This is a genomic window from Photobacterium sp. J15, assembly GCF_963870815.1.
GTDB classification, from domain to species: Bacteria; Pseudomonadota; Gammaproteobacteria; order Enterobacterales; family Vibrionaceae; genus Photobacterium; species Photobacterium marinum.
In genome coordinates this window covers 3,714,030-3,739,964 of record NZ_CAWMUI010000001.1, presented here as the reverse complement: position 1 = coordinate 3,739,964, position 25,935 = coordinate 3,714,030, and the positions used below count along the sequence as shown (strand labels likewise).

Annotated in this window: 18 protein-coding genes, 3 tRNA genes, 2 rRNA genes and 1 riboswitch; of the genes, 16 read left to right on the top strand and 7 right to left on the bottom strand. The window is 50.3% G+C overall.

Annotated elements, in window-relative coordinates; genetic code table 11:
• The first annotated feature begins 3 nt into the window (after positions 1-3).
• From gyrB to AACQ93_RS16840, 3 genes are all read left to right on the top strand, one after another.
• The gene (gyrB, locus tag AACQ93_RS16850) at positions 4-2,418 is read left to right on the top strand and encodes a DNA topoisomerase (ATP-hydrolyzing) subunit B (RefSeq protein WP_007468685.1); all 2,415 of its coding nucleotides are present in this window, start codon (positions 4-6) and stop codon (positions 2,416-2,418) included.
• 370 nt (positions 2,419-2,788) lie between these two features.
• The gene (ibpA, locus tag AACQ93_RS16845; RefSeq protein WP_007468683.1) at positions 2,789-3,226 is read left to right on the top strand and encodes a small heat shock chaperone IbpA; all 438 of its coding nucleotides are present in this window, start codon (positions 2,789-2,791) and stop codon (positions 3,224-3,226) included.
• A gap of 225 nt (positions 3,227-3,451) precedes the next feature.
• Entirely contained in the window at positions 3,452-3,841 is a 390-nt protein-coding gene (locus tag AACQ93_RS16840; protein ID WP_007468681.1) for a hypothetical protein, read from the top strand.
• A gap of 211 nt (positions 3,842-4,052) precedes the next feature.
• Here AACQ93_RS16840 and AACQ93_RS16835 read toward each other — a convergent pair whose 3' ends face one another.
• The 3 genes from AACQ93_RS16835 to glyQ form a co-directional block, all read right to left on the bottom strand.
• Positions 4,053-5,303: a valine--pyruvate transaminase gene (locus AACQ93_RS16835; protein WP_064606410.1), complete on the bottom strand. Its 1,251-nt coding sequence runs from the start codon at positions 5,301-5,303 to the stop codon at positions 4,053-4,055.
• Between the two features lie 477 nt (positions 5,304-5,780).
• Positions 5,781-7,853 (bottom strand): glycine--tRNA ligase subunit beta, encoded by a 2,073-nt coding sequence (glyS, locus tag AACQ93_RS16830; protein ID WP_064606408.1) that lies wholly within the window; start codon positions 7,851-7,853, stop codon positions 5,781-5,783.
• A gap of 9 nt (positions 7,854-7,862) precedes the next feature.
• Positions 7,863-8,774 carry a glycine--tRNA ligase subunit alpha gene (gene glyQ / locus AACQ93_RS16825; RefSeq protein ID WP_007468675.1) on the bottom strand — a complete coding sequence of 304 codons (912 nt, stop codon included), beginning with the start codon at positions 8,772-8,774 and terminating at the stop codon, positions 7,863-7,865.
• A gap of 280 nt (positions 8,775-9,054) precedes the next feature.
• Between glyQ and AACQ93_RS16820 the strand changes: the two genes are divergently transcribed.
• The 3 genes from AACQ93_RS16820 to AACQ93_RS16810 all read left to right on the top strand — a co-directional run bounded on the left by AACQ93_RS16820 (position 9,055) and on the right by AACQ93_RS16810 (position 11,047).
• Positions 9,055-9,756, top strand: a complete 702-nt coding sequence (locus AACQ93_RS16820; RefSeq protein ID WP_157097582.1) for an OmpA family protein — start codon at positions 9,055-9,057, stop codon at positions 9,754-9,756.
• A 90-nt stretch (positions 9,757-9,846) separates the two neighbouring features.
• Positions 9,847-9,955, top strand: a riboswitch (yybP-ykoY riboswitch).
• A gap of 93 nt (positions 9,956-10,048) precedes the next feature.
• Positions 10,049-10,606 carry a TMEM165/GDT1 family protein gene (locus AACQ93_RS16815; RefSeq protein WP_007468671.1) on the top strand — a complete coding sequence of 186 codons (558 nt, stop codon included), beginning with the start codon at positions 10,049-10,051 and terminating at the stop codon, positions 10,604-10,606.
• 180 nt (positions 10,607-10,786) lie between these two features.
• A complete protein-coding gene (locus AACQ93_RS16810; protein WP_007468669.1) occupies positions 10,787-11,047 on the top strand; it encodes a hypothetical protein in 261 nt (86 codons plus the stop codon).
• Between the two features lie 72 nt (positions 11,048-11,119).
• Here AACQ93_RS16810 and tusA read toward each other — a convergent pair whose 3' ends face one another.
• Entirely contained in the window at positions 11,120-11,368 is a 249-nt protein-coding gene (gene tusA, locus AACQ93_RS16805; RefSeq protein WP_036801125.1) for a sulfurtransferase TusA, read from the bottom strand.
• Between the two features lie 141 nt (positions 11,369-11,509).
• Here tusA and AACQ93_RS16800 point away from each other — a divergent pair, with 141 nt between their 5' ends.
• Complete coding sequence (locus AACQ93_RS16800; RefSeq protein WP_036801139.1) at positions 11,510-11,692, top strand: hypothetical protein; 183 nt, start codon at positions 11,510-11,512, stop codon at positions 11,690-11,692.
• A gap of 126 nt (positions 11,693-11,818) precedes the next feature.
• A complete protein-coding gene (locus AACQ93_RS16795; protein WP_007468663.1) occupies positions 11,819-12,760 on the top strand; it encodes a LysR family transcriptional regulator in 942 nt (313 codons plus the stop codon).
• A 136-nt stretch (positions 12,761-12,896) separates the two neighbouring features.
• On the opposite strand, the gene acuI is transcribed toward AACQ93_RS16795, so the two are convergent.
• The 3 genes from acuI to fadB all read right to left on the bottom strand — a co-directional run bounded on the left by acuI (position 12,897) and on the right by fadB (position 17,449).
• Positions 12,897-13,877, bottom strand: coding sequence for an acrylyl-CoA reductase (NADPH) (gene acuI, locus AACQ93_RS16790; protein ID WP_007468661.1), 981 nt, complete (start codon positions 13,875-13,877; stop codon positions 12,897-12,899).
• A 200-nt stretch (positions 13,878-14,077) separates the two neighbouring features.
• A complete protein-coding gene (gene fadA / locus AACQ93_RS16785; protein ID WP_064606406.1) occupies positions 14,078-15,244 on the bottom strand; it encodes an acetyl-CoA C-acyltransferase FadA in 1,167 nt (388 codons plus the stop codon).
• A 27-nt stretch (positions 15,245-15,271) separates the two neighbouring features.
• Complete coding sequence (gene fadB / locus AACQ93_RS16780; RefSeq protein WP_064606405.1) at positions 15,272-17,449, bottom strand: fatty acid oxidation complex subunit alpha FadB; 2,178 nt, start codon at positions 17,447-17,449, stop codon at positions 15,272-15,274.
• Positions 17,450-17,848: 399 nt separating this feature from the next.
• Between fadB and AACQ93_RS16775 the strand changes: the two genes are divergently transcribed.
• From AACQ93_RS16775 to AACQ93_RS16740, 8 genes are all read left to right on the top strand, one after another.
• Positions 17,849-18,469 carry a YigZ family protein gene (locus AACQ93_RS16775; protein WP_007468652.1) on the top strand — a complete coding sequence of 207 codons (621 nt, stop codon included), beginning with the start codon at positions 17,849-17,851 and terminating at the stop codon, positions 18,467-18,469.
• Between the two features lie 44 nt (positions 18,470-18,513).
• Positions 18,514-19,971, top strand: a complete 1,458-nt coding sequence (locus tag AACQ93_RS16770) for a TrkH family potassium uptake protein (protein WP_064606403.1) — start codon at positions 18,514-18,516, stop codon at positions 19,969-19,971.
• A 9-nt stretch (positions 19,972-19,980) separates the two neighbouring features.
• Positions 19,981-20,505, top strand: a complete 525-nt coding sequence (gene hemG, locus AACQ93_RS16765) for a menaquinone-dependent protoporphyrinogen IX dehydrogenase (protein ID WP_064606400.1) — start codon at positions 19,981-19,983, stop codon at positions 20,503-20,505.
• Between the two features lie 327 nt (positions 20,506-20,832).
• A 16S ribosomal RNA gene (locus AACQ93_RS16760) occupies positions 20,833-22,384 on the top strand.
• 91 nt (positions 22,385-22,475) lie between these two features.
• Positions 22,476-22,551 (top strand) — tRNA-Glu (locus AACQ93_RS16755).
• Position 22,552: 1 nt separating this feature from the next.
• Positions 22,553-22,628: transfer RNA gene (locus AACQ93_RS16750), tRNA-Lys, on the top strand.
• Positions 22,629-22,658: 30 nt separating this feature from the next.
• Positions 22,659-22,734: transfer RNA gene (locus AACQ93_RS16745), tRNA-Val, on the top strand.
• 240 nt (positions 22,735-22,974) lie between these two features.
• Positions 22,975-25,862 (top strand): 23S ribosomal RNA (locus tag AACQ93_RS16740).
• Together the 16S and 23S rRNA genes with 3 tRNA genes alongside form the textbook arrangement of a ribosomal RNA operon.
• Positions 25,863-25,935 lie beyond the last annotated feature (73 nt).

Sequence of the window (25,935 nt, the reverse complement as noted above, 5' to 3'; positions counted from 1 at the left end):
TCAATGTCCAACAACTACGATTCATCAAGCATTAAGGTGCTTAAAGGCCTCGATGCGGTACGTAAGCGCCCAGGGATGTACATTGGCGATACCGATGACGGTACTGGCTTGCACCATATGGTCTTTGAGGTCGTCGATAACTCTATCGATGAAGCTCTTGCTGGCCACTGTGAAGATATCATTGTTACCATCCATGAAGATGGTTCTGTGTCTGTCAGCGATGACGGCCGTGGTATCCCAACTGAACTCCACCCAGAAGAAGGGGTATCGGCTGCTGAAGTTATCATGACGGTACTGCACGCCGGTGGTAAGTTTGATGACAATTCCTACAAAGTATCCGGTGGTCTGCACGGGGTAGGTGTTTCGGTTGTTAACGCCCTGTCTGAAAAAGTAGAACTGACCATCCAACGTGCTGGTTCGATTCACCAACAGATTTACCGCCACGGTACACCGGAAGCACCACTTGCTGTTATCGGTGATACAGAAAAAACCGGTACCCGCATCCGTTTCTGGCCAAGTGAAGAAACCTTCACCAACATCGAATTCCAGTACGAAATCCTGGCTAAGCGCCTGCGCGAGCTGTCGTTCCTGAACTCCGGTGTTTCCATCAAACTGATTGATGAACGTGAAGAAGGAAAGAATGACCACTTCATGTATGAAGGTGGTATCCAGGCTTTCGTTGAACACCTGAACCGTAACAAGACGCCAATCCACCCGAAAGTATTCCACTTCAACTTTGAGCGTGAAGACGGTATCTCAGTAGAAGTGGCTATGCAGTGGAACGACGGTTTCCAGGAAAACATCTACTGCTTTACCAACAATATCCCGCAGCGTGATGGTGGTACTCACCTGGCTGGCTTCCGTGGTGCATTGACCCGTACCCTGAACAACTTCATGGATAAGGAAGGCTACTCGAAGAAAGCCAAAACAGCGACTTCCGGTGATGATGCCCGTGAAGGCCTGACAGCGGTTGTTTCGGTAAAAGTGCCAGATCCTAAGTTCTCAAGCCAGACAAAAGACAAGCTGGTATCGAGTGAAGTGAAGCCGGCGGTTGAATCGTCAATGGGTGAGAAGCTGAGTGAATTCCTGCTGGAAAACCCGAACGATGCCAAGACTGTTTGTACCAAGATTATTGATGCTTCCCGTGCCCGTGAAGCTGCACGTAAAGCACGTGAAATGACTCGCCGTAAAGGTGCGCTTGATCTGGCTGGCCTGCCGGGCAAGCTTGCAGACTGTCAGGAAAAAGATCCTGCGCTGTCTGAACTTTACATTGTGGAGGGTGACTCTGCGGGTGGTTCTGCCAAGCAGGGCCGTAACCGCAAGAATCAGGCGATTCTGCCGCTGAAAGGTAAGATCCTGAACGTTGAGAAGGCACGCTTTGACAAGATGCTGTCTTCACAGGAAGTGGCTACGCTGATCACAGCGATGGGTTGTGGTATCGGCCGCGATGAATACAATCCGGACAAACTGCGTTACCACAGCATCATCATCATGACCGATGCCGATGTCGACGGCTCGCACATCCGTACGCTGCTGTTGACTTTCTTCTACCGTCAGATGCCAGAGCTGATCGAACGTGGTCACATCTTTATTGCCCAGCCACCACTGTATAAAGTGAAGAAGGGTAAACAAGAGCAGTACATCAAAGATGATGAAGACATGAACCAGTACCAGGTTGCATTGGCGCTGGACAACGCTGCACTGTTTACAGCAGAGGGTGCACCGGCAATGTCTGGTATGGCTCTTGAGGATCTGGTTAAGCAGTATAATGGCGCGATGAAGCTGATTGAGCGTATGAGCCGTCGCTATCCGTCTCTGATGCTGAACGAGTTTGTATACCAGCCTCGCCTGACAACCGAAATGCTGGCAGATCAGGCTGCGGTTGCAGCTTGGGTTCAGCCTCTGATTGCTGCACTGAACGCTAAACAGTCTGGTGAAAGTCAGTACAACTTTGAGACTGTTCGTGATGAAGAAAACAATGTTTGGCTGCCGAAGATTGTCGTTCGTACTCACGGTGTTGATCACGTACACCAGCTAAGCTTCGATCTGTTCAATTCTAAAGAGTACGGCAAGCTGGCTGAGCTGTCTGAAGCACTGGATAACCTGCTGGATGAAACAGCTTATGTTCAGCGTGGCGAGCGTAAGCAGCCGGTTAGCAGCTTCAAAGAAGCGCTGGAGTGGTTGATCAAAGAGTCTCGTCGTGGCCTGAGCCTGCAGCGATACAAAGGTCTGGGTGAGATGAACCCGGAACAGCTGTGGGAAACTACGATGGATCCTGAATCTCGTCGTATGATGCAGGTAACCATTAACGATGCGGTTGCGGCAGATGAACTGTTTACCACTCTGATGGGTGATCAGGTTGAGCCTCGTCGTCACTTCATTGAAGAAAACGCACTGAACGCGAATCTGGACGTATAATCCTCTTCGTATTGCTCTGAACAAAACGCTGAAACGCCACTCTCAGGAGTGGCGTTTTTTTATGCCTGTTTTGTTCAAAAGTTTAGTGTCTCTCTTTCTTTCTGCTCTTTTGTTGTGTCTTTTATTACGCTAACTGGTTGTTGTTTTTTGAAGACGGAGAGGGGAGTCTGAGCGTGTTTTTCACCTGTTGGGAGAGAAGATAAAAATTTTGCGGTCAGGGGTTGGAAAAGTTTTGGCTCATCCCTATATCTAATTATGAAGAGGTCGGTGCCAAAAGTTGGGCCGACAAACGGTTTGTCCCTCGGCGGAAAACCACTTCAGACAATTCATTATCGTTATATGTTTATTGCTTCAAGAGAAGGATATTATTATGCGTAACCTTGATTTCACTCCTTTATACCGTTCTGCTATTGGCTTTGATCGTCTGTTCAACCAGATGGAGAAAAGTGTAACTAACGCAAATGCGGGTTACCCTCCATACAACATCGAACAGCAGGATGAGCATCATTACCGCATCACCATGGCGGTGGCCGGCTTTGCTGAAGAGCAACTGGATATCACCCAGCAGCAAAACAAACTGATTGTTCGCGGTACTCGTGAGAATACTAAAGAAGAAGCTCAGTACCTGTACCAGGGTATTGCTGAGCGCGACTTCGAGCGCAAGTTCCAGTTGGCAGATTACGTTAAAGTTGTTGGTGCCGAGATGGAAAATGGTCTGCTGCATATCGATCTTGAACGAGAGATCCCGGAAGAGCAGAAGCCACGTAAGATTGCGATTAACGGTCAGCGTTTAATTGAAACCGAATAACGCAGAGTTCGGATAAGGTGTGAAAGGTCAGCTTCGGCTGGCCTTTTTTATGTCTGAATTTTGATGAGCTAACGTTATGGTCTTTTGTCCATGAGTTGATTCACTTGCCTGTTTGTTTACCCGCTATGCTTATGTTTGATCCCAGCGCGCCTTATTATTGATTTAGCAAGAGGCGGCTGTTTCACGTGAAACAGCGTTGCTTGTCCGAATTTGGAGAGGGGAGCTATGTCGACCATTACCCGTTATGTCAGTATCGATCTAGATTTGTATTCCCGGCAGGATATATCCCCACTGGCCGCCACCCTTCAGGACCAGGTGCGGATTCTCCATTGCGGTTGGCTGGATGAGCATCTGTTTCAGCTTTCTGTTGAGCCTGCCAGTGATGAGTTTGCCTCAATAGAAGAAGAACTCGAGTCTTTGCTGGTGGCCGCAGAGGAGTTGCCTGATGATCTCAAACTACTGTGGTTCTCGTCATTTGATATTGTGTTTAACCTGACCTTTGAGGCTGGAGGCCACCATCGCCACCAAGTAAAAGTTCATGCTGATTACCTGAAGCGAATGGGAGAGCTAAATGGTGCGTTAAACGTCATGACTTATCTTGCCGCAGCCGAGTAAGTAATGGATGTTATTAGCTGACATGCAGGCCAGATTTAAATTGTGGGTATGGGTGATAACTGTGATTTGGTTTATTGGTCTTGTTTGTAGCGGTAACTAGGAGAGGGCGTTCTTAATTATTTATGGGTAGGGCAATTAGGAATGAAGAGCGGGGGCGATCATCTTGCTTAAAACAAAGCTGCCGAGTTGGCAGCTTTGTTGGTTGTAGGGGTTAAACCTGTTGGTAGGCTTTTTCAACTTCTTCAGCAATGATGGCAATACCGCGCTTCATGTCATCATCGTTCTGGACGTAGTTCATCCGCAAACATTCGTGGGCATGGCTCCAGTCGCCATCAAGACCGATAAAGAAGTATTCACCAGGAACGATAAGCACCCCACGGGCCTTGAGCCGTTGATACAGTTCCATGGTAGTGATTGGCAGGTCTTTAAACCATAACCAAAGGAACATTGCGCCTTCCGGTTTGTGGATCCTGAACCGTTCATCCTTAATGGCATCTTGTAGTAACTCGACGGCATATTGGGATTTGCGAAGATAAAATGGCTTGATGGTCTGTTCGCTGAGTTTTAGCAGATCCTGATTCTCAATCATTTTGTTTGCTATTGCCGGACCGACACTGCCAGGGGCAAGGCTGAGTACGCCGTTCATGTTAGCTATCGCAGTGGCAATTTCTTCACTGGCGATTACGATGCCGCAACGCACACCAGGCAAGCCAAGTTTGGACAGGCTCATGCAAAGAATGGTGTTGTCATTCCAGAACGGGGTGACATCTTCAAAGATGATGTCGGGGAATGGCATGCCATAGGCATTATCAATGATTAATGGGATATCGTGTTCACGAGCCAGTTCGTCAAGGTGTTTGATTTCCTCATCGGTGAGGACATTGCCGGTCGGATTAGTCGGGCGTGAAGCACAGATTGCGCCGATCCTGTCATCGACTACAAGTTGACTGAAGTCGACATGGTATTTAAACAGGCCATCATCAAGCAGGGTGATCTCAGGGCGGAAGGATACAAACATATCCGGCTCCAGGCCCGAGTCACTGTAACCGATATATTCCGGTGCCAGCGGTAGCAGAATTTTCTTTTTGCTGCCATCCGGGTAAGTGCCGGCTAGCAGGTTGAACAGGTTGAAGAAGGCACTCTGGCTACCGTTAGTCAGGACGATGTTTTTGGCGGTGATATCCCAGCCATAGGTGGTACGGAGCAGTTGGGCGAGGGCATTAAGAAATACATTCTTACCTTGCGGGCCGTCATAATTTGTCAGGGCGGCGGTCAGCTCGCCGCTGGCTGTCATTTGCTCGCAGAGCTGGTTGAAGTATTCAACCATTGCCGGGATTTGTGCCGGATTGCCGCCGCCGAGCATGATGGCATCCGGGTTGCGTAAGCCATCGTTTAAATCGTCCATTAGTTGGGTGATCCCCGAATAACGGGCGAACTTATCTCCGAATCTAGAAAACTCCATTTTTACTTCCGACCTCAGTCTATCGCTCTTATCTATTATGATACTTCTACTGTATACGTCATGTTCATCAGTCAACATACCTCATCGAGCCTGAGAGGGAAAGGATCAGAAATAAGCCGGTGTTCGTTTGATTTCAGAGGCTGATGTCTCAGGCGGGAAAGGCCCGTCAGGATAGAGGAAAGGGATGACCTGGAGCCGTCTATTTTTCGGGCTTAATTGTTTTCGCCTTATTCCCTTCATAGCTGTTTCACGTGAAACCTAGGAAGACGAATTTTTCCTTGGGGGAAAAATGAGTGAGCAATGAAACAAGCTGTTTTGCTTATATCTCTGCCTCATGTTGAAACTCATTTGTGCCGGATGAGTTGAGTCAGTTAAAGGTTGGGGGATTGAGGTTTGCGGGAAGCGAAGTGGAGTTGTGAAGACAGATATAAAAAACCCCATGCCTGTGACATGGGGTTGGATACTGAAGTTCGGTGATTATTTCTGTAGTAGAGAAATATCAGCCACTTTCAGGAACTGGTTACGTAGTAGGTTCAGCATTGCCAGACGGTTCACTTTCAGCTTCTCGTCTTCAGCCATTACCATTACGTTGTCGAAGAACGCATCGACAGTTTCACGCAGGGTAGCCAGTTCAGACAGGGCTTGCTGGTAGTTACCTTCAGCAAAAACAGGGGCCAGAGCAGCCACCATAGCTTCTACTTTTTCTGCCAGAGCTTTCTCTGCATCTTCAGCCAGCAGGTTGCTGTCGATAGACGCAGGAAGTTCACCGTCGAATTTCGCCAGGATATTACCTACACGCTTGTTCGCTGCTGCCAGTGACTCAGCTGCTTCCAGACCACGGAAGTGAGTTACTGCTTTCACTCGCTTGTCGAAGTCAGAAGGTTGAGTCGGACGACGTGCCAGTACCGCTTGGATCGCGTCAACGCTGTGGCCTTCGTCCTGGTACCATGCACGGAAACGACCCAGCATGAAATCAATCACGTCTGCATCTACGTTTTGGTTAGTCAGCTTGGCACCGAACAGTTCTTTCGCTTTGTTGATCAGAGCAACTAGATCCAGGTTGTAGCCTTTCTCTACGATGATACGCAGGGCACCCAGTGCTGCACGGCGAAGGGCAAACGGGTCGTTAGCACCTTTCGGATGCTGGCCGATTCCGAAGATACCAACCAGGGTATCAATCTTGTCAGCCAGGGCAACAGTCGCAGCAACGTCAGATGATGGCAGCTCGTCACCGGCGAAACGAGGCATGTACTGCTCGTTCAGGGCAACAGCAACATCTTCGTGTTCACCGTCCAGACGTGCGTAGTGCATGCCCATCACACCCTGGGTGTCAGTGAATTCGAATACCATTGAGGTCATCAGGTCACACTTAGAAAGCAGGCCTGCACGCTCAGCGTGCTCAACGTTGGCACCGATCAGCTCGGCAATGTAACCGGACATCGCAGTGATGCGATCTGTCTTGTCACGCAGCGTACCCAGTTGCTTCTGGAACAGAACAGTTTCTAGCTCAGGTAGGCGCTCAACCAACGGACGCTTGCGGTCGGTGTTGAAGAAGAACTCAGCATCAGCCAGACGAGGGCGAACCACTTTCTCGTTACCTTCGATGATCTGACGTGGGTCTTTAGACACGATGTTAGAAACGAAGATGAACTTAGGAACCAGGTTGCCATCAGCATCATAAACAGGGAAGTACTTCTGGTCGCCTTTCATGGTGTAAACCAGAGCTTCAGAAGGTACGTTCAGGAACTCTTCTTCGAATGATGCGGTCAGTACTACCGGCCATTCAACCAGAGACGTGACTTCTTCAACCAGCTCGTCTTCAAGATCAGCGATACCGCCAACTTCTTGAGCTGCTTTTTGAGCGTCAGCAAGAATGATTGCTTTACGAGCTTCGTAGTCAGCCATTACTTTGCCACGCTCTTCAAGAAGCGCAGGGTACTGGTCGGCATTGTCGATAGTGAACTCAGGTTCGCCCATGAAACGGTGGCCGCGGATAGTGCGTGCAGATTCCACACCCAGGATGCTACCCGGGATCAGTTCGTCACCCAGCAGCATAGTTACGGTTTTAACCGGACGGATAAACTGAGTTTCTTTGTCGCCCCAGCGCATTGGCTTAGGAATTGGCAGCTTAGCAAGTGCAGCAGCAACCAGATCACAAAGCAGTGCCTGTGCTGGCTGACCTTTCACTTCTTGCTTGTACAGCAGCCATTCACCTTTGTCAGTTTTCAGGCGGTCAGCCTGATCAACTGTGATGCCGTTACCACGAGCCCAGCCTTGAGCGGCTTTGGTCGGGTTACCGTCAGCATCAAATGCAACAGCTACAGCCGGACCACGCTTCTCAACCACTTTATCGGCCTGGCCTTCAGCCAGTGCGGATACTTTCAGGGCTAGACGGCGAGGTGCCGCAAACCACTTAACACCCTGGTGTGCCAGATCAGCGGTTTTCAGTTCAGCTTCGAAGTTTGCTGCAAAAGCTTCAGCAAGGGTACGAAGTGCTTTTGGTGGCAGCTCTTCCGTACCCAGCTCAATAAGAAAATTCTTCTCGGTCATGCGATGCCCTTACTTGTCTTTTTTGCACATAGGGAAGCCCAGGGCTTCACGAGATGCGTAGTAAGCTTCTGCAACCTGCTTAGTCAGGTTACGAATACGCAGGATGTAACGCTGACGCTCGGTAACCGAGATCGCTTTACGTGCATCAAGCAGGTTGAAGGCATGGCCGGCTTTCAGAATACGCTCGTAGGCTGGCAGTGGCAGTGGATTTTCCAGAGCCAGCAGCTCCTGGCTTTCCTTCTCGCACTGGTCGAAGAAGGTGAACAGGAAGTCTACGTCTGCGTGTTCGAAGTTGTAAGTTGACTGTTCCACTTCGTTCTGGTGGAAGATATCGCCGTAGGTTACTTTGCCTAGCGGGCCGTCAGTCCAAACCAGATCATAAACAGAGTCAACGCCCTGGATGTACATCGCCAGACGTTCAATACCGTAAGTGATTTCGCCGGTAACTGGTTTACATTCAAGACCACCAACCTGCTGGAAGTAAGTAAACTGAGTTACTTCCATGCCGTTCAGCCATACTTCCCAGCCAAGACCCCAGGCACCCAGAGTCGGGTTTTCCCAGTTGTCCTCAACAAAACGAATGTCGTGCACTTGAGTGTCGATACCCAGTGCTTCCAGTGAACCCAGGTATAGTTCCTGGATGTTGTCCGGTGAAGGCTTGATGATCACCTGGAACTGGTAGTAGTGCTGAAGACGGTTAGGGTTTTCACCGTAACGGCCATCAGTCGGGCGGCGAGATGGTTGTACATACGCTGCTGCAATTGGTTCTGGACCCAGAGCACGCAGACAGGTCATTGGGTGAGAGGTACCTGCACCAACTTCCATGTCCAATGGTTGTACAATGGTACAACCCTGCTGGCCCCAGTAATCCTGCAGCGCGAGGATCATGCCCTGAAAGGTTTTAATATCGTATTTCTGCATTGTCAGCTTCGCGAGATTAGTGGATTAAAAGAATTTTTTAGTAACAATCCAGTATACCTTGCATGGCAAGGCCCGAGTAGGGCTGTTGCATGTTTTTTGGCCATCTTTGGGCAAATTGGTTAAATTAGTTGGTCAATGGCAGGATTCACAACGGTAATGATAATTTTACACTGTTCTGATATACCTTCCTGAAGGCCCGATACAATGGCCGGGCTTTCGTTTTATAGCTCGTCAAATGCTGGCGGGGAATACAATCACATCGATAATAAATCGAGAACTAATGGACAAGACGATGGACTTCAATTCTTCATTGGTCGCTACCAAATGGGTGCGTAATGTAATTTTTGCTACGGCAACAGCTGTTGCAGCAGCAGGCTGTAGTACTGTGAATCCTTATTCCGGTGAATCTCAGACTGCCAAGGCAACCAGTGGTGCGCTGCTTGGTGCAGTGGCGGGGGCTGCAATTGGTGTGGCTTCTTCAAGTAAGAGTGACCGTGGTAAAGGCGCGCTGATTGGTGCGGCGTCCGGTGCTGCACTGGGTGGCGGAATCGGCTATTACATGGATGTACAGGAAGCTGAACTGCGTCAGCAACTGCAATCAACCGGTATCAGTGTTACCCGTGACGGTGACAACATCGTGCTGAATATGCCCAATGCGATCACTTTTGAGTTTGATAAAACCGAACTTAACCCTCGTGCAATGCAGGCGCTTCACAATGTGGCGCTGGTAGCGAAAGAGTACGATAAGACTGTTCTGAATGTGTATGGCTTTACGGATAGCTCTGGCTCAGAGTCTTACAACCTGCGCCTGTCTCAGGTTCGTGCCAGCGAGGTGAGCAATTACCTGATCCGTGAAGGTGTAACGGCGAATCGTGTTGTGGCGAAGGGGATGGGCGAATCACATCCGATTGCGACGAACAGCACTAAACAGGGCCGTGCGGAAAACCGCCGTGTTGAGATTGTTCTGTCTCCGCTGTCATAACTTTCCCGGGCTGCCGCCGGCAAGTCGGCAGCCCGTCATCATTTCTGTTTCTTCTCTCTGCTTGATCCTGTCATCGATGCTGGTTATTATCCTGTTTCCTTTGGGGAGTAGCCTCTCGATCTATCGAGACCATCGTCAACATAATTGAAGCAAAATCTTCATGGCGATTGTGACTCACACTTTCCCTACGAGTGAGTTTGGCGAGACCATAGGCAAACCAGCATGAACCGGGGTGGGGCATGTGCGTTTGTCCGTGGTTGTTAATACCAATCCTCGCCCCAAAGAGCATGTCGTGAGTATTCTAGCCGTATCTATTACTACCGTAGCCCTTGCTGAAATCGGGGATAAAACCCAACTTTTGTCTTTGTTGCTGGCCAGTCGTTATCGCAAACCTGTTCCTATCATTTTGGCTATTTTTCTGGCAACGATAGCCAACCACGCCCTCGCTGCCTGGCTGGGTGTGGTGGTGGCCGATTTCCTTTCACCTGAAGTATTGAAGTGGGTGCTGATAGTCAGTTTTGTCCTGATGGCCGGGTGGATCCTGATCCCGGACAAGATGGATGATGATGAGCAGATTTCCAATCGCGGGCCGTTTATCGCCAGCTTTATTGCTTTCTTTATTGCTGAAATCGGCGATAAGACGCAGGTTGCCACAACGGTACTGGGTGCCAAATTCCATGACGGCTTGTTGTTGGTGGTGATGGGTACAACGATCGGAATGCTGTTGGCGAATGTTCCTGTAGTACTGATCGGGAAATTATCAGCCGACAAAATGCCGCTTGGACTTATCCGTAAAGTGACTGCTGCATTGTTTGTTGCACTGGCTGTGGCGGCGGCATTTGGTCTTTAAGCCTGCGACTAACTCCCGGTTTTTATTCCCTTAATATGTCGGGATGTTTCACATGAAACATCCCGTTATTGTTTGTTCATGACAGTCCGGTAACAAGAGATTGAACTGTGATATTGGCAGCAGTGTGCAATTAAATGCCATGGTATGGTGAAGTTAAGGTGAACGGTAGTAGGAGGGAGTATGGACCGTTTTCTCGCTATTTCGCCGCGAAGCCAGTTCTGGTTGTTTAACCTTGCTCTGGCCCTCAATATTTTGGGAATGGTGTTAACCGATATGTGGGTCCCTATGGTGGTAGGGGCGATTGTGACAACCTACTTATCCGTTGATGCGCTGGTCAGGTTGCGCTATGTGCTGCCGATGAAAAAGGAAATCCGCGAATTGCGCCATGAGTTGGAAAAGGCTAACAAGGCATTGCGTGACAGTTATGAATCTCAGCAATAGGGATTGATTGCAGTTAGTTAAAAAGATAAATGATACCGAATATGTAAAAGGCAGCTCTCTGAGCTGCCTTTTTTAATTTGCGCCTTTTTGGATTAAGTACCGATATGGAAGGTTATCGGTTTCTGCGGCAAGCAGGGTGTGATCCATGAATCGGCAAAAACTCGGAATATCCCGGGTTGTTGACGGGTCATCTGCTGTGATCAAAAGCGTGTCGCCTTCGGCCATTTTTCTTACTGTTTTACGGACCATCATAACCGGCTCCGGGCAGCGCAGGCCTTCGGCTTCGAGAATATGAGTCGCGTTTTCAAATGTAGCAGTCATAGCATATACGTGTTGTTGCGAAGCTTCCGATCATACTTATGGATAAGAATTAATCAATAAGGCTTGGCAAATCACAATTAATTGTGTAACGTATTTAACAAGTCATTAACGTTGTCTTCTAAAGGATTAGGAGGGTGCATGATGTTGACTCAGATGGATCGCTTAGCTGTTTATAGTGTGTTGTGCTTTATTACCTTTTGCTCTTTGGTGATTCGAAGTCCGGATCAAACCAGTATTTTTGCTTTGGCTGCCTTGGTTGCTTCTGCACTAGGACTCTGGTTTGAACTCACCAACTCACCTGAGCTTGAAGAAGAAGAACACTAATGTGCGCATCATATCTCACTCCCGGTTTTCTTGGGCTTCCCCGCTGATAGAGCGGGATTTTTTTTATTGGTCGTTCCATAATACTCTTCCTTATTTATTGGGTTACCGAAGCAAGGTCAGAGCGAAATGGAACTAGAAGAAGTTTACCGCCGTGATTTAAACCTGCTGGTGGCACTGAAAGTGTTACTGGAAGAAGGCAGCGTCAGCCGGGCGGCTGTCAGGCTAAACCTGAGCCAGTCGGCGATGAGCCGGGTATTGGGGCGTTTGCGTGATTTGCTTGGTGATCCTTTATTTACCCGCCAGGGCCAGCGGTTGTTACCGACACAAAGAGCACTGGAGCTTAATGAAGCACTGAACGTGCCGTTGGAAGCGATGCGTATTTTACTCACGCCCGCTGATTTCGATCCGGCTCGGTGTGAACAACACTTTGTTATTGCCACTACCGACTACGCGATGCAAACCATCCTGCCGTTTGCCTTGCCGCGTATCTATGAAGAAGCGCCGAATATTTCGCTGGAGTTCCCGCCGCTTCAACATGATCACTTACTGAATCAGCTTACAACTGACGGTTGCGATATGGCGATCTGTCGGCCGACCGGGCCGATTGAGCCGTTGCGTCGTGACAAGCTCGGGCTGGTGAGTGTGTTTTGCATGTTGTCGAAGCAGCATCCGCTGGCTGATAAAGAACTTTCGTTAGAGGATTACCTGACATTTCCCCATGCGATGATAGCGATCAGTGATGGGGTGAAGTCGTTAATTGATGAAGCCTTGCGTGGGTACTCCCAGCGCAAAATGGTATTGCGGGCCTATCACCTGGAAGCGGCATTGGCAATTGTTGATAAGATGCCGCTTATTATTACCGTTCCGGCTGACTTAGCGTACCTGGTTGCGGACAAGCATGATTTGGTGGTGAAGCCGTTGCCGTTCGAGTTCAAGCCGTTTGATTATTCGTTGATCTGGCACCCGCGCTGTGAGCATTCGGCCTCGCAAATCTGGCTGCGGAATTTGATTCAGGAAGAGTGCGGTAAGCTGATCGATAAACGTATTCACGATATGGGCTTGGTGTAACTTCAAAGATGCTGATTAGTGAAGTTTGTGGTTGTCACTATGGGAGAGCGGGTAAAGTCTGTTAGAAAAAAGGCCAGCGGGGAGCTGGCCAAGGTAGTCAATATCTAACTCTGTTGTTTAGTTTTTAAACTGGTCTTTATAGCTTAATCACGACACGACCGGTGATCTGGCCGTTAGTGATAGCTTCTGCACACTCAGCAACTTCTTCCAACTGAACTTCACGGCATGCCTGCTCATAGAAGCTGGCTGGTAGTAGTTCGTTCAGACGTTTCCATGCTTGCTGACGTTTTTCAAACGGGCACATAACTGAGTCGACACCCAGCAGGCTTACGTTACGCAGGATAAATGGCATTACAGTGGTAGGCAGATCAAAACCACCGGCCAGGCCACAAGCAGCAACTGCGCCGTTGTAATCTACCTGAGCCAGTACTTTCGCCAGTACCTTGCTGCCGACTGTATCTACGGCACCCGCCCAGATTTGTTTTTCCAGCGGACGCGAAGGTTCTTCAAACTCACTGCGCTCGATAATGCGGGCCGCACCCAGTTGTTTCAGTAATTCGCCATTGGCTTCAGCACGGCCGGTAACGGCAGCTACCTGATAACCAAGCTGGGAAAGCAGGGTAACGGCAACAGAGCCAACACCACCGCTGGCACCGGTAACCAGTACTTCGCCGTGTTCTGGTTTGATACCGGCATCGACCAGCGCCTGAACACACAGCATCGCTGTCAGGCCGGCAGTACCGATCATCATTGCTTGTTTTCCGCTCAGGCCTTCCGGCTGAGGTACCAGCCAGTCTGCTTTCAGGCGTGCTTTTTCAGCCATGCCGCCCCAGTGGCCTTCACCGACACCCCAGCCGGTCAGAACCACTTTGTCACCGGCTTTGTAGCGGTCATCACTTGATTCAGTTACGGTACCGCTCAGATCGATACCTGGCACCATAGGGAACTGGCGGACAATCTTGCCCTTACCTGTGATGGCCAAACCATCCTTGAAGTTCAGCGACGAGTAGTCGACATCAATAAGCACATCACCTTCAGGAAGTTGTGATTCTTCAACTTGCTGGATAGCTGCGATGGTTTTTTTCTCTTCTTGGTTAAGAACAAGTGCCTTAAACATAAGAATGCTCCGGATTTGAATAAAAGGGGGCGTTGATGGCTATTGAGTGTAGTCCTGATATGAGTATGAATAAAATGAAACTTTATCATTTTATATATGCATCACAAGCATGGGTTAAACAGAAGCGCTGTACTGCGATCATTGGGCAGGAAAAAGAAAAGCCCGCGTGAAGCGGGCTTGTTGTTTGGCTTATCTGGTGGTTATTCGACACGCTCAAAAATGGTCGCAATACCCTGACCGAGACCGATACACATGGTTGCCAGACCAAACTGGACATCATTGTGTTCCATCAGGTTGATCAGGGTGGTGGAGATCCGTGCACCGGAACAACCCAGCGGGTGGCCAAGGGCAATGGCGCCGCCGTTCAGGTTGACCTTATCGTCAACATTGTCGAGCAGGCCTAAATCTTTGGCACATGGCAGCGACTGAGCGGCAAAGGCTTCGTTGAGTTCGACCATGCCGATATCACCCATGGATAGTCCGGCGCGCTTCAGGGCTTTCTGGGTGGCCGGTACCGGTCCATAACCCATAATTGACGGATCACAACCGGCAATGGCCATTGATTTCACCCGGGCGCGGATTGTCAGCCCCAGCTCTTTAGCTTTGGTTTCACTCATGACCAGCATGGCAGCGGCACCATCCGACAGAGCGGATGAACTGCCGGCTGTGACGGTGCCGTTGGCCGGATCAAAGACCGGACGCAATCCCGATAGTGCCTCGACCGTGGTTTCCGGGCGGATCACCTCATCGTAGTCGAACAGCTTAAGGCGACCGTCTTCGTCATGGCCCTCGGTTGGCAGGATTTCATGAGTAAAGCGACCTTCCACCGTGGCGGCATGGGCGCGCTGGTGGGAGCGGGCAGCAAACTCATCCTGCATTTCGCGGCTGATACCGTGCAGTCGGCCCAGCATCTCGGCGGTCAGCCCCATCATACCTGCGGCTTTGGCGACAGACTTCGATAAACCGGGATGGAAGTCGACACCATGGTTCATCGGCACATGCCCCATATGTTCGACACCCCCGATAAGGCAGGTGTCGGCATCGCCGACCATAATGGCGCGGGCTGCATCATGCAGCGCCTGCATGGAGGAGCCGCACAGGCGGTTAACTGTGGTTGCCCCGACGGTATGGGGAATGCCGGCAAGTAGGGCGGCATTACGGCCAACGTTAAAACCTTGCTCTAACGTTTGCTGTACACAGCCCCAGTAGATATCTTCAATGGTTGCCGGATCAACCTGCGGGTTTCGTGCCAGTAGGCCTTTCATCAGATGAGCTGACAGATCTTCTGATCGGACATGACGGTACGCACCACCTTTGGATCGACCCATCGGGGTACGGATACAATCAACAATCACAACGTTATTCATTTTTTGTTCCTCATCCTTAAGTGGTGGTTAAGCCTTGTCCGGAGTGTTTTGTGCAGGAAGCGGATAGTAAGTTTCCCCTTTTTCTGCCATTTCCCTTAGGCCGGCCGGAACTTCATAGACAGCGCTCAGTTGGGCATACTGATCTGCCATGGCTACATAGTTAGCCAGCCCCAAGGTATCTAGGTAACGGAACACGCCGCCGCGGAATGGAGGGAAGCCCAGGCCGTAAACCAGCGCCATGTCTGCTTCTGCCGGGCTGGCGATAATACCTTCTTCCAGGCAGCGAACGACTTCGTTGATCATCGGCACCATCATGCGGGCAATGATGTCATCACTGCTGTAGTCGACGGTCTCACCGGATACCGGCGCAAGCAGGTCGGTAACATCCGGATCGGCGTTCTTTTTCGGCTTACCTTTGCGGTCGACTGAATAGTTGTAGAAGCCTTTACCATTTTTCTGCCCGAAACGTTGGCTTTCGAACATCACATCGACAGCATCTTTATAGTCTTTGCTCATGCGCTCCGGGAAACCTTCGGCCATAACAGCTTGGGCGTGGTGTGCGGTATCAATGCCGACCACATCCAGCAGGTAGGCCGGGCCCATCGGCCAGCCGAACTGTTTCTCCATCACCTTGTCAATTTTGTTGAAGTCGGCACCGTCGCGCATCAGCATGCTGAAACCGGCAAAGTAAGGGAACAGTACGCGGTTAACAAAGAAGCCGGGACAGTCGTTGACCACGATAGGGGATTTACCCATTTTGGCGGCATAGGCGACAACGCGGTTGATGGTGTCGTCTGAGGTCTGTTCGCCTCGGATGATCTCAACGAGTGGCATGCGGTGTACCGGGTTGAAGAAGTGCATGCCGCAGAAGTTTTCCGGGCGCTTGAGCGATTTGGCTAACAGGTTGATAGGGATGGTCGAGGTATTGGAGGTGAGCACTGTGTCCTCACTGACCAGACCTTCTACTTCTGACAATACCGCCGCTTTGACTTTCGGATTTTCGACCACTGCCTCAACAATGACATCAGTCTGCTCGATACCGGCGTAATGCAGGCTGGGTTGAATAGCCGACAGTACCTTGGCCATCTTCAGGCCATCGATGCGCCCGCGCTCCAGTTGTTTGTTCAGCAGCTTGGCCGCTTCCCCCATACCGAGCTCCAATGATGGCTCGGCGATATCTTTCATCAGAACCGGCACCCCTTTCAGGGCTGACTGGTAGGCAATGCCTCCGCCCATGATACCGGCTCCCAGTACAGCCCCTTTGCTGGTGGCTTTGCCTGCTTTGGCCGCTTTTTTCGCTTTGCCTTTGATGTACTGATCGTTAAGGAAAATACTGACCAGCGCCTGGGCGACATCCGTTTTGGCTAGTTTAGTAAAGTGCTTGTTTTCTACCGCCAGTGCTTCATCACGGGAAAGGGTTGCAGCTTCTTCAATAGTGATGATCGAGGTGATCGGGGCCGGGTAGTGAGGGCCGGCGATCTGGCTGACCATGCCTTTGGCGGTGGTAAAGCTCATGGTCGCTTCGATTTTATTCAGTGGTAAAGGTGTTTTTTTTTGCTCTCGGCGGTGGTGCCAGTCCAGCTTGCCATCGATGGCATCTTTTAGCATCGCAATGGCGGCGTCTTTGAGCTTGTCTGGTGCAACAACGCCATCGACCAGGCCTAACTTGAGCGCATCTGCTGCTTTTTTATCTTTACCTGCCGTGATGATTTCCATCGCCGAATCGGCACCGATCAGTCGCGGCAGGCGAACGGTTCCGCCGAATCCGGGCATGATACCGAGTTTGGTTTCCGGCAGTCCGACGCGGGCTGTGTTATCGGCAAGGCGGAAGTCGGTAGCGAGTACACACTCACATCCGCCGCCAAGGGCATGGCCGTTGATGGCAGAAAGGGTTGGAACAGGGAGATCTTCTAATTTGTTGAAGATGTCGTTGGCATGGCTCAGCCAGTAAGACAGTTCTTCGGCAGGTTTGGCAAACAGGCCAAGAAACTCAGTGATATCAGCACCGACAACAAATGCGTCTTTATCTGATGTCAGCAACAGGCCTTTGAGGTCGGTTTGCTGGTAAAGCGCATTCAGGGCTTCGTTAAAGCTTTCCAGAGTCGCAAGGTCAAACTTGTTGACGGCGCCCGGGGCGTTGAGGTTGAGCTCCGCAATGCCATCTTCCAGATAGCAGACGGATAAGGTTTCTCCTTGATAAATCATGTTCTATCTCCGTGAATACCGGTTCTTTGCCGAATTTGATTTAACTGGTTAGACCTGTTGAGCAGGTTAAAGATTAGTCTGAACCTGTTATGCAACGATTACAACACTTATTTTAAACAAATGTTTAACTCTTTGTTGTGAGTTAAGGGGGCTGTACAGATGAGTAAGTCGCGTCGGTGAATTAAGGTCGCTTTTAAATTTATTGTTTATCAGTGGTTTAGGTTTTGGTTGGTGGTTTTTGTCTGTATGTTGCGAAAATGTAGTAATGCTGGTGGCGAAGAGCTGGCCATGCGTTTGCTGGTGGGGTTGCTTCGCTTTTTTACGGTGAGATTGAAGCCTCATCTGTGCGCTGTGTTATCCTGAGCTATTGTCTTTGGTTTTCTTAATAGAATCATCATTATGGAATCTGAACCGTATTTCATTCCGGCCGAGATGGCGACGTTTGAAGAAGAAATAAAGAAGAGTCGGTTTATTACTTATCTGGCTCATACACCGTCGGTCGAGGCGGCTAAGGCGTTTGTACAGCACATAAAAACCAAACACAGTGATGCCCGCCATAACTGCTGGGCATTTGTTGCCGGACGACCAACAGATTCTATGAAATGGGGATTCAGTGATGATGGCGAACCGTCGGGAACCGCGGGAAAACCGATTCTGGCCCAGCTGACTGGTTCCGGTATCGGTGAAATCACGGCTGTGGTAACCCGTTACTCCGGTGGGATCAAGTTGGGAACCGGTGGCTTGGTGAAAGCCTATGGTGGCGGTGTTCAGCAAGCATTAACTGTGTTGCAAACCAAAGAAAAAGTAATAACTTCGGAACTTACTCTGAGCTGTGCATATAATCAGGTGTCACTCGTTGAGTCGTTGCTTGCCGAGTATGCAGGGGTTCAGCTGGGTGCTGATTACGGAAACCAGGTCGAGATGACCGTGGAGATTGATAGTCGGGTCGCAGAGGAATTTATTGCTAAGCTGACCAATCGTAGTGGTGGCCGTATTGTTCCGGTATTTAACTCCCAGTAATTCTTCAAATAATCATAACAACAGGATGAGAGCCGGCTAAGGCTATGCAATTTCGTTCCATTATCAGAATTGTCGGGTTATTGCTCGCACTGTTCAGTGTCACTATGCTGGCACCGGCACTGGTGGCATTAATTTACCGCGACGGTGCGGGTTACCCGTTTGTGGTGACCTTCCTTATTCTTTTTACCGGTGGTGCTTTGCTGTGGGTGCCAAACCGGCGTTATCGCCGTGAACTCAAAGCCAGAGATGGCTTCTTGATCGTAGTCCTGTTCTGGACCGTTATCGGCAGTGCCGGGGCCGTGCCGTTTATCTTGTCTGAAACCCCGGTGATGTCGGTGACGGATTCATTTTTCGAATCGTTTTCTGCCTTGACGACAACCGGGGCGACGGTGATTGTCGGGCTGGATGATTTGCCTAAGGCGATCTTGTTCTATCGTCAGCTCCTGCAGTGGTTTGGCGGGATGGGTATCATCGTGTTGGCGGTCGCCATCCTGCCCGTATTGGGTATCGGTGGTATGCAGCTGTACCGGGCGGAAATTCCCGGACCGGTTAAAGATAGCAAGATGACACCGCGAATTGCCGAAACGGCAAAAACCTTGTGGTACATCTATCTGGCACTGACGGTAAGTTGTGCGGTGGCATTCTGGATGGCAGGAATGACAGTGTTTGATGCTATCGCCCATAGCTTCTCTACCGTGGCGATCGGCGGCTTCTCAACCCATGATGCCAGTATGGGGTATTTCGATAGTCCCACTATTAATATGATCACCGTGGTGTTCCTGTTGATTTCCGGCTGTAACTTTTCGTTGCACTTTGCGGCATTTGCCAATGGCGGGGTGCACTTGCGAACTTATTGGCGTGATCCTGAGTTCCGGGCGTTTCTAGCCACCCAGCTGATCCTGCTGCTGATTTGTTATGGCCTGCTGCTCAAGCACCATTCCTATGACTCTCTTTATGATGCTTTTGATCAGGCGTTGTTCCAGACAGTGTCGATTTCAACCACAGCTGGCTTTACGACAACCAGCTTTGCCGAATGGCCGCTGTTTTTGCCGGTACTGTTGCTGTTTTCATCCTTTGTAGGCGGTTGTGCCGGTTCGACCGGTGGCGGCATCAAGGTAATCCGTATGTTGCTGCTTTTATTACAGGGGGTGCGGGAGCTTAAGCGTCTTGTTCACCCAAGGGCGGTTTATACGATCAAAATCGGTAACAAAGCGCTGCCACAACGAGTCGTGGATGCGGTATGGGGCTTCTTTTCTGCTTATGCCTTGGTGTTTGTGATTTGTATGCTGGCGTTGATTGCGACTGGCCTAGATGAATTGACGTCATTTTCTGCTGTGGCGGCCACGTTGAATAACCTCGGTCCCGGATTGGGGGAGGTCGCGGTACACTTCGGTGAGATTAACGATCCGGCGAAATGGATATTGATTATCTCAATGCTGTTTGGTCGTCTGGAAGTATTTACATTATTGGTACTCTTTACGCCGACATTCTGGCGTAACTAAGGAGAGGACGTGGAAAAGGTTTTATTGCTTCATTCAAGCACCGATGGTCAGACGGTGAAAATCCTTCATTATATAGAGGAACAATTGGGTACCGACTGCCAGTGTGAGTTGAAAGACTTAAATACGCTGCCGGAGATTGATTTTGCTGACTACCAGCGCGTATTGATCGGAGCATCCATCCGTTACGGGCATTTAAATAAAAAACTGTACGAATTTATTCGTCTTCACAGGCCTGCGCTGGAAAAACATAAAGTGGGTTTTTTCTGCGTGAACCTGACAGCCCGTAAAGAAGGTAAGAATACGCCGGAAACCAGCGCTTATATGAAGACCTTCCTTAAAAAGTCACCTTGGCAGCCAAAATTGCAGGCGGTGTTTGCTGGTGCACTACGATATCCGAAGTATCGTTGGTTCGATCGGGTGATGATTCAGTTCATTATGCGGTTAACTGGTGGAGAAACTGATCCGACGAAAGAAGTGGAATACACAGATTGGGATAAGGTTTCCCTGTTTGCACGGCAGTTTCGGCAGTTTTAAGTGCGATTTATGATGCTTTAGTTTGTTTTTTGTTCGAAGGGCTTTTTTTTGTGATTTTTTTGCAAAAAGCCTCTTGCCAACGTGATCGAAGTCTCTATAATGCGACCCCACTGACACGGAACACGACAGCGAATGTCGCTACTGAGTCAGTATTGTTCTTTAACAATTTGACCATGCAATCTGTGTGGGCACTCGTGAAATGATTAGTCAAAAAGATTTATCAATGAACTGAGTGACCAATACAAATACTAAGTTTACTTATTATTTGGCACAGTCAATTCGTTTCAACTTCGGTTGGAACAATCAGTATTCATTGAGCCAAAACTTGAATTGAAGAGTTTGATCATGGCTCAGATTGAACGCTGGCGGCAGGCCTAACACATGCAAGTCGAGCGGCAGCGACAACATTGAACCTTCGGGGGATTTGTTGGGCGGCGAGCGGCGGACGGGTGAGTAATGCCTGGGAATATGCCCTGATGTGGGGGATAACTATTGGAAACGATAGCTAATACCGCATAATCTCTACGGAGCAAAGAGGGGGACCTTCGGGCCTCTCGCGTCAGGATTAGCCCAGGTGGGATTAGCTAGTTGGTGGGGTAACGGCTCACCAAGGCGACGATCCCTAGCTGGTCTGAGAGGATGATCAGCCACACTGGAACTGAGACACGGTCCAGACTCCTACGGGAGGCAGCAGTGGGGAATATTGCACAATGGGGGAAACCCTGATGCAGCCATGCCGCGTGTATGAAGAAGGCCTTCGGGTTGTAAAGTACTTTCAGCAGTGAGGAAGGGGTATGCGTTAATAGCGTATATCTTTGACGTTAGCTGCAGAAGAAGCACCGGCTAACTCCGTGCCAGCAGCCGCGGTAATACGGAGGGTGCGAGCGTTAATCGGAATTACTGGGCGTAAAGCGCATGCAGGCGGTCTGTTAAGCAAGATGTGAAAGCCCGGGGCTTAACCTCGGAACAGCATTTTGAACTGGCAGGCTAGAGTCTTGTAGAGGGGGGTAGAATTTCAGGTGTAGCGGTGAAATGCGTAGAGATCTGAAGGAATACCGGTGGCGAAGGCGGCCCCCTGGACAAAGACTGACGCTCAGATGCGAAAGCGTGGGGAGCAAACAGGATTAGATACCCTGGTAGTCCACGCCGTAAACGATGTCTACTTGGAGGTTGGGACCTTGAGTTCTGGCTTTCGGAGCTAACGCGTTAAGTAGACCGCCTGGGGAGTACGGTCGCAAGATTAAAACTCAAATGAATTGACGGGGGCCCGCACAAGCGGTGGAGCATGTGGTTTAATTCGATGCAACGCGAAGAACCTTACCTACTCTTGACATCCACGGAATCCTTTAGAGATAGAGGAGTGCCTTCGGGAACCGTGAGACAGGTGCTGCATGGCTGTCGTCAGCTCGTGTTGTGAAATGTTGGGTTAAGTCCCGCAACGAGCGCAACCCTTATCCTTGTTTGCCAGCACTTCGGGTGGGAACTCCAGGGAGACTGCCGGTGATAAACCGGAGGAAGGTGGGGACGACGTCAAGTCATCATGGCCCTTACGAGTAGGGCTACACACGTGCTACAATGGCATATACAGAGGGCGGCCAACCAGCGATGGTGAGCGAATCCCAGAAAGTATGTCGTAGTCCGGATTGGAGTCTGCAACTCGACTCCATGAAGTCGGAATCGCTAGTAATCGTGGATCAGAATGCCACGGTGAATACGTTCCCGGGCCTTGTACACACCGCCCGTCACACCATGGGAGTGGGCTGCACCAGAAGTAGATAGCTTAACCTTCGGGAGGGCGTTTACCACGGTGTGGTTCATGACTGGGGTGAAGTCGTAACAAGGTAGCCCTAGGGGAACCTGGGGCTGGATCACCTCCTTAACGATAGACTGCTCATTTGATGCAGTGTCCACACAGATTGCCTGGTTAAAAAGTAAAGAACATGTTCAGGTACCCAAACCTGACACACTTAGTCCCATTCGTCTAGAGGCCTAGGACACCGCCCTTTCACGGCGGTAACAGGGGTTCGACTCCCCTATGGGACGCCACGGGTCGTTAGCTCAGTTGGTAGAGCAGTTGACTTTTAATCAATTGGTCGCAGGTTCGAATCCTGCACGACCCACCATCTTCTCCTCGGAAGATGTAAAACATCGGAGGGCGATTAGCTCAGTTGGGAGAGCACCTCCCTTACAAGGAGGGGGTCACTGGTTCGAGCCCGGTATCGCCCACCACTCTTTAAGCACACTCACTGAGTGTTTTTAAAAAGTGGTTTCGAAAGAAAACACATGCTCTTTAACAATCTGGAAAGCTGACTAGTAATTCATAATTGAATTATTGTTCTTCGAAAGAAGAACGAGTTCTCAAGCAATACACATTCAAGTGTCTTGTGTAAGAGTCCGGCAAAACTATTCCATCAATACTCAGATGGAAAACCTTGGTTGTTTGCCATACGAAACCTCTTGGGGTTGTATGGTTAAGTGACTAAGCGTACACGGTGGATGCCTTGGCAGTCAGAGGCGATGAAGGACGTGCTAACCTGCGATAAGCCGAGAGGAGATGGTAAGAATCACTATACTCTCGGATTTCCGAATGGGGAAACCCACTTGCATAAGCAAGTATCACAACGTGAATACATAGCGTTGTGAGGCGAACCGGGGGAACTGAAACATCTAAGTACCCCGAGGAACAGAAATCAACCGAGATTCCGGCAGTAGCGGCGAGCGAAACCGGATTAGCCCTTAAGCTAGTCTTGCGTCAGGTGAACAAGCTGGAAAGCTTGGCGATACAGGGTGACAGCCCCGTAGCCGACGGCGCATAACGAGTGAAATCGAGTAGGACGGGACACGTGATATCCTGTCTGAACATGGGGGGACCATCCTCCAAGGCTAAATACTCCTGACTGACCGATAGTGAACCAGTACCGTGAGGGAAAGGCGAAAAGAACCCCTGTGAGGGGAGTGAAATAGAACCTGAAACCGTGTACGTACAAGCAGTAGGAGCCCTTCGGGGTGACTGCGTACCTTTTGTATAATGGGTCAGCGACTTAATTTCAGTAGCAAGGTTAACCGAATAGGGGAGCCGTAGGGAAACCGAGTCTTAACTGGGCGTGCAGTTGCTGGGATTAGACCCGAAACCAGGTGATCTAGCCATGGGCAGGTTGAAGGTGAGGTAACACTTACTGGAGGACCGAACCGACTAATGTTGAAAAATTAGCGGATGACTTGTGGCTAGGGGTGAAAGGCCAATCAAACCTGGAGATAGCTGGTTCTCCCCGAAAGCTATTTAGGTAGCGCCTCGGACGAATACTACTGGGGGTAGAGCACTGTTAAGGCTAGGGGGTCATCCCGACTTACCAACCCTTTGCAAACTCCGAATACCAGTAAGTACTATCCGGGAGACACACGGCGGGTGCTAACGTCCGTCGTGGAGAGGGAAACAACCCAGACCGCCAGCTAAGGTCCCAAAGTTATAGCTAAGTGGGAAACGATGTGGGAAGGCTCAGACAGCCAGGATGTTGGCTTAGAAGCAGCCATCATTTAAAGAAAGCGTAATAGCTCACTGGTCGAGTCGGCCTGCGCGGAAGATTTAACGGGGCTAAGCTATACACCGAAGCTGCGGCAATGCGCATTAGCGTATTGGGTAGGGGAGCGTTCTGTAAGCGGTTGAAGGTGAGTCGTAAGGCTTGCTGGACGTATCAGAAGTGCGAATGCTGACATGAGTAACGATAAAGGGGGTGAAAAACCTCCTCGCCGGAAGATCAAGGGTTCCTGTCCAACGTTAATCGGGGCAGGGTGAGTCGACCCCTAAGGCGAGGCCGAAAGGCGTAGTCGATGGGAAACGGGTTAATATTCCCGTACTTCTTACTATTGCGATGGGGGGACGGAGAAGGCTAGGTGGGCCAGGCGACGGTTGTCCTGGTTCAAGGGTGTAGGCTGTATTCTTAGGCAAATCCGGGAATACGTTAGGCTGAGACCCGATGTCGAGCTGCTACGGCAGTGAAGTCATTGATGCCATGCTTCCGGGAAAAGCCTCTAAGCTTCAGATAGTAAGGAATCGTACCCCAAACCGACACAGGTGATCAGGTAGAGAATACCAAGGCGCTTGAGAGAACTCGGGTGAAGGAACTAGGCAAAATGGTACCGTAACTTCGGGAGAAGGTACGCTGCTGGCGGTGAAGAGACTTGCTCTTGGAGCTGCCGGCAGTCGCAGATACCAGGTGGCTGCAACTGTTTATTAAAAACACAGCACTGTGCAAAATCGAAAGATGACGTATACGGTGTGACGCCTGCCCGGTGCCGGAAGGTTAATTGATGGGGTTAGACTTAGGTCGAAGCTCTTGATCGAAGCCCCGGTAAACGGCGGCCGTAACTATAACGGTCCTAAGGTAGCGAAATTCCTTGTCGGGTAAGTTCCGACCTGCACGAATGGCGTAATGATGGCCACGCTGTCTCCACCCGAGACTCAGTGAAATTGAAATCGCAGTGAAGATGCTGCGTCCCCGCGGCTAGACGGAAAGACCCCGTGAACCTTTACTACAGCTTGGCACTGAACATTGACCCTACATGTGTAGGATAGGTGGGAGGCTTCGAAGCAGGTACGCCAGTATCTGTGGAGCCGTCCTTGAAATACCACCCTTGTAGTGTTGATGTTCTAACTTGGCCCCGTTATCCGGGGTGAGGACAGTGCCTGGTGGGTAGTTTGACTGGGGCGGTCTCCTCCCAAAGCGTAACGGAGGAGCACGAAGGTGGGCTAATCACGGTCGGACATCGTGAGGTTAGTGCAATGGCATAAGCCCGCTTGACTGCGAGAATGACGGTTCGAGCAGGTGCGAAAGCAGGTCATAGTGATCCGGTGGTTCTGAATGGAAGGGCCATCGCTCAACGGATAAAAGGTACTCCGGGGATAACAGGCTGATACCGCCCAAGAGTTCATATCGACGGCGGTGTTTGGCACCTCGATGTCGGCTCATCACATCCTGGGGCTGAAGTCGGTCCCAAGGGTATGGCTGTTCGCCATTTAAAGTGGTACGCGAGCTGGGTTTAGAACGTCGTGAGACAGTTCGGTCCCTATCTGCCGTGGGCGCTGGATGATTGAGAGGGGCTGCTCCTAGTACGAGAGGACCGGAGTGGACGAACCGCTGGTGTTCGGGTTGTGTCGCCAGACGCATTGCCCGGTAGCTAAGTTCGGAATCGATAACCGCTGAAAGCATCTAAGCGGGAAGCGAGCCTCAAGATGAGTCATCCCTGATACTTTAAGTATCCTGAAGGGCTGTTCAAGACTAGAACGTTGATAGGCAGGGTGTGTAAGCGCTGTGAGGCGTTGAGCTAACCTGTACTAATTGCCCGTGAGGCTTAACCATACAACACCCAAGGGGTTTTACGGACTCCATGAGCACTTGAATGTAGTGCGAGAACCTAGACAGTTTTCAAGAT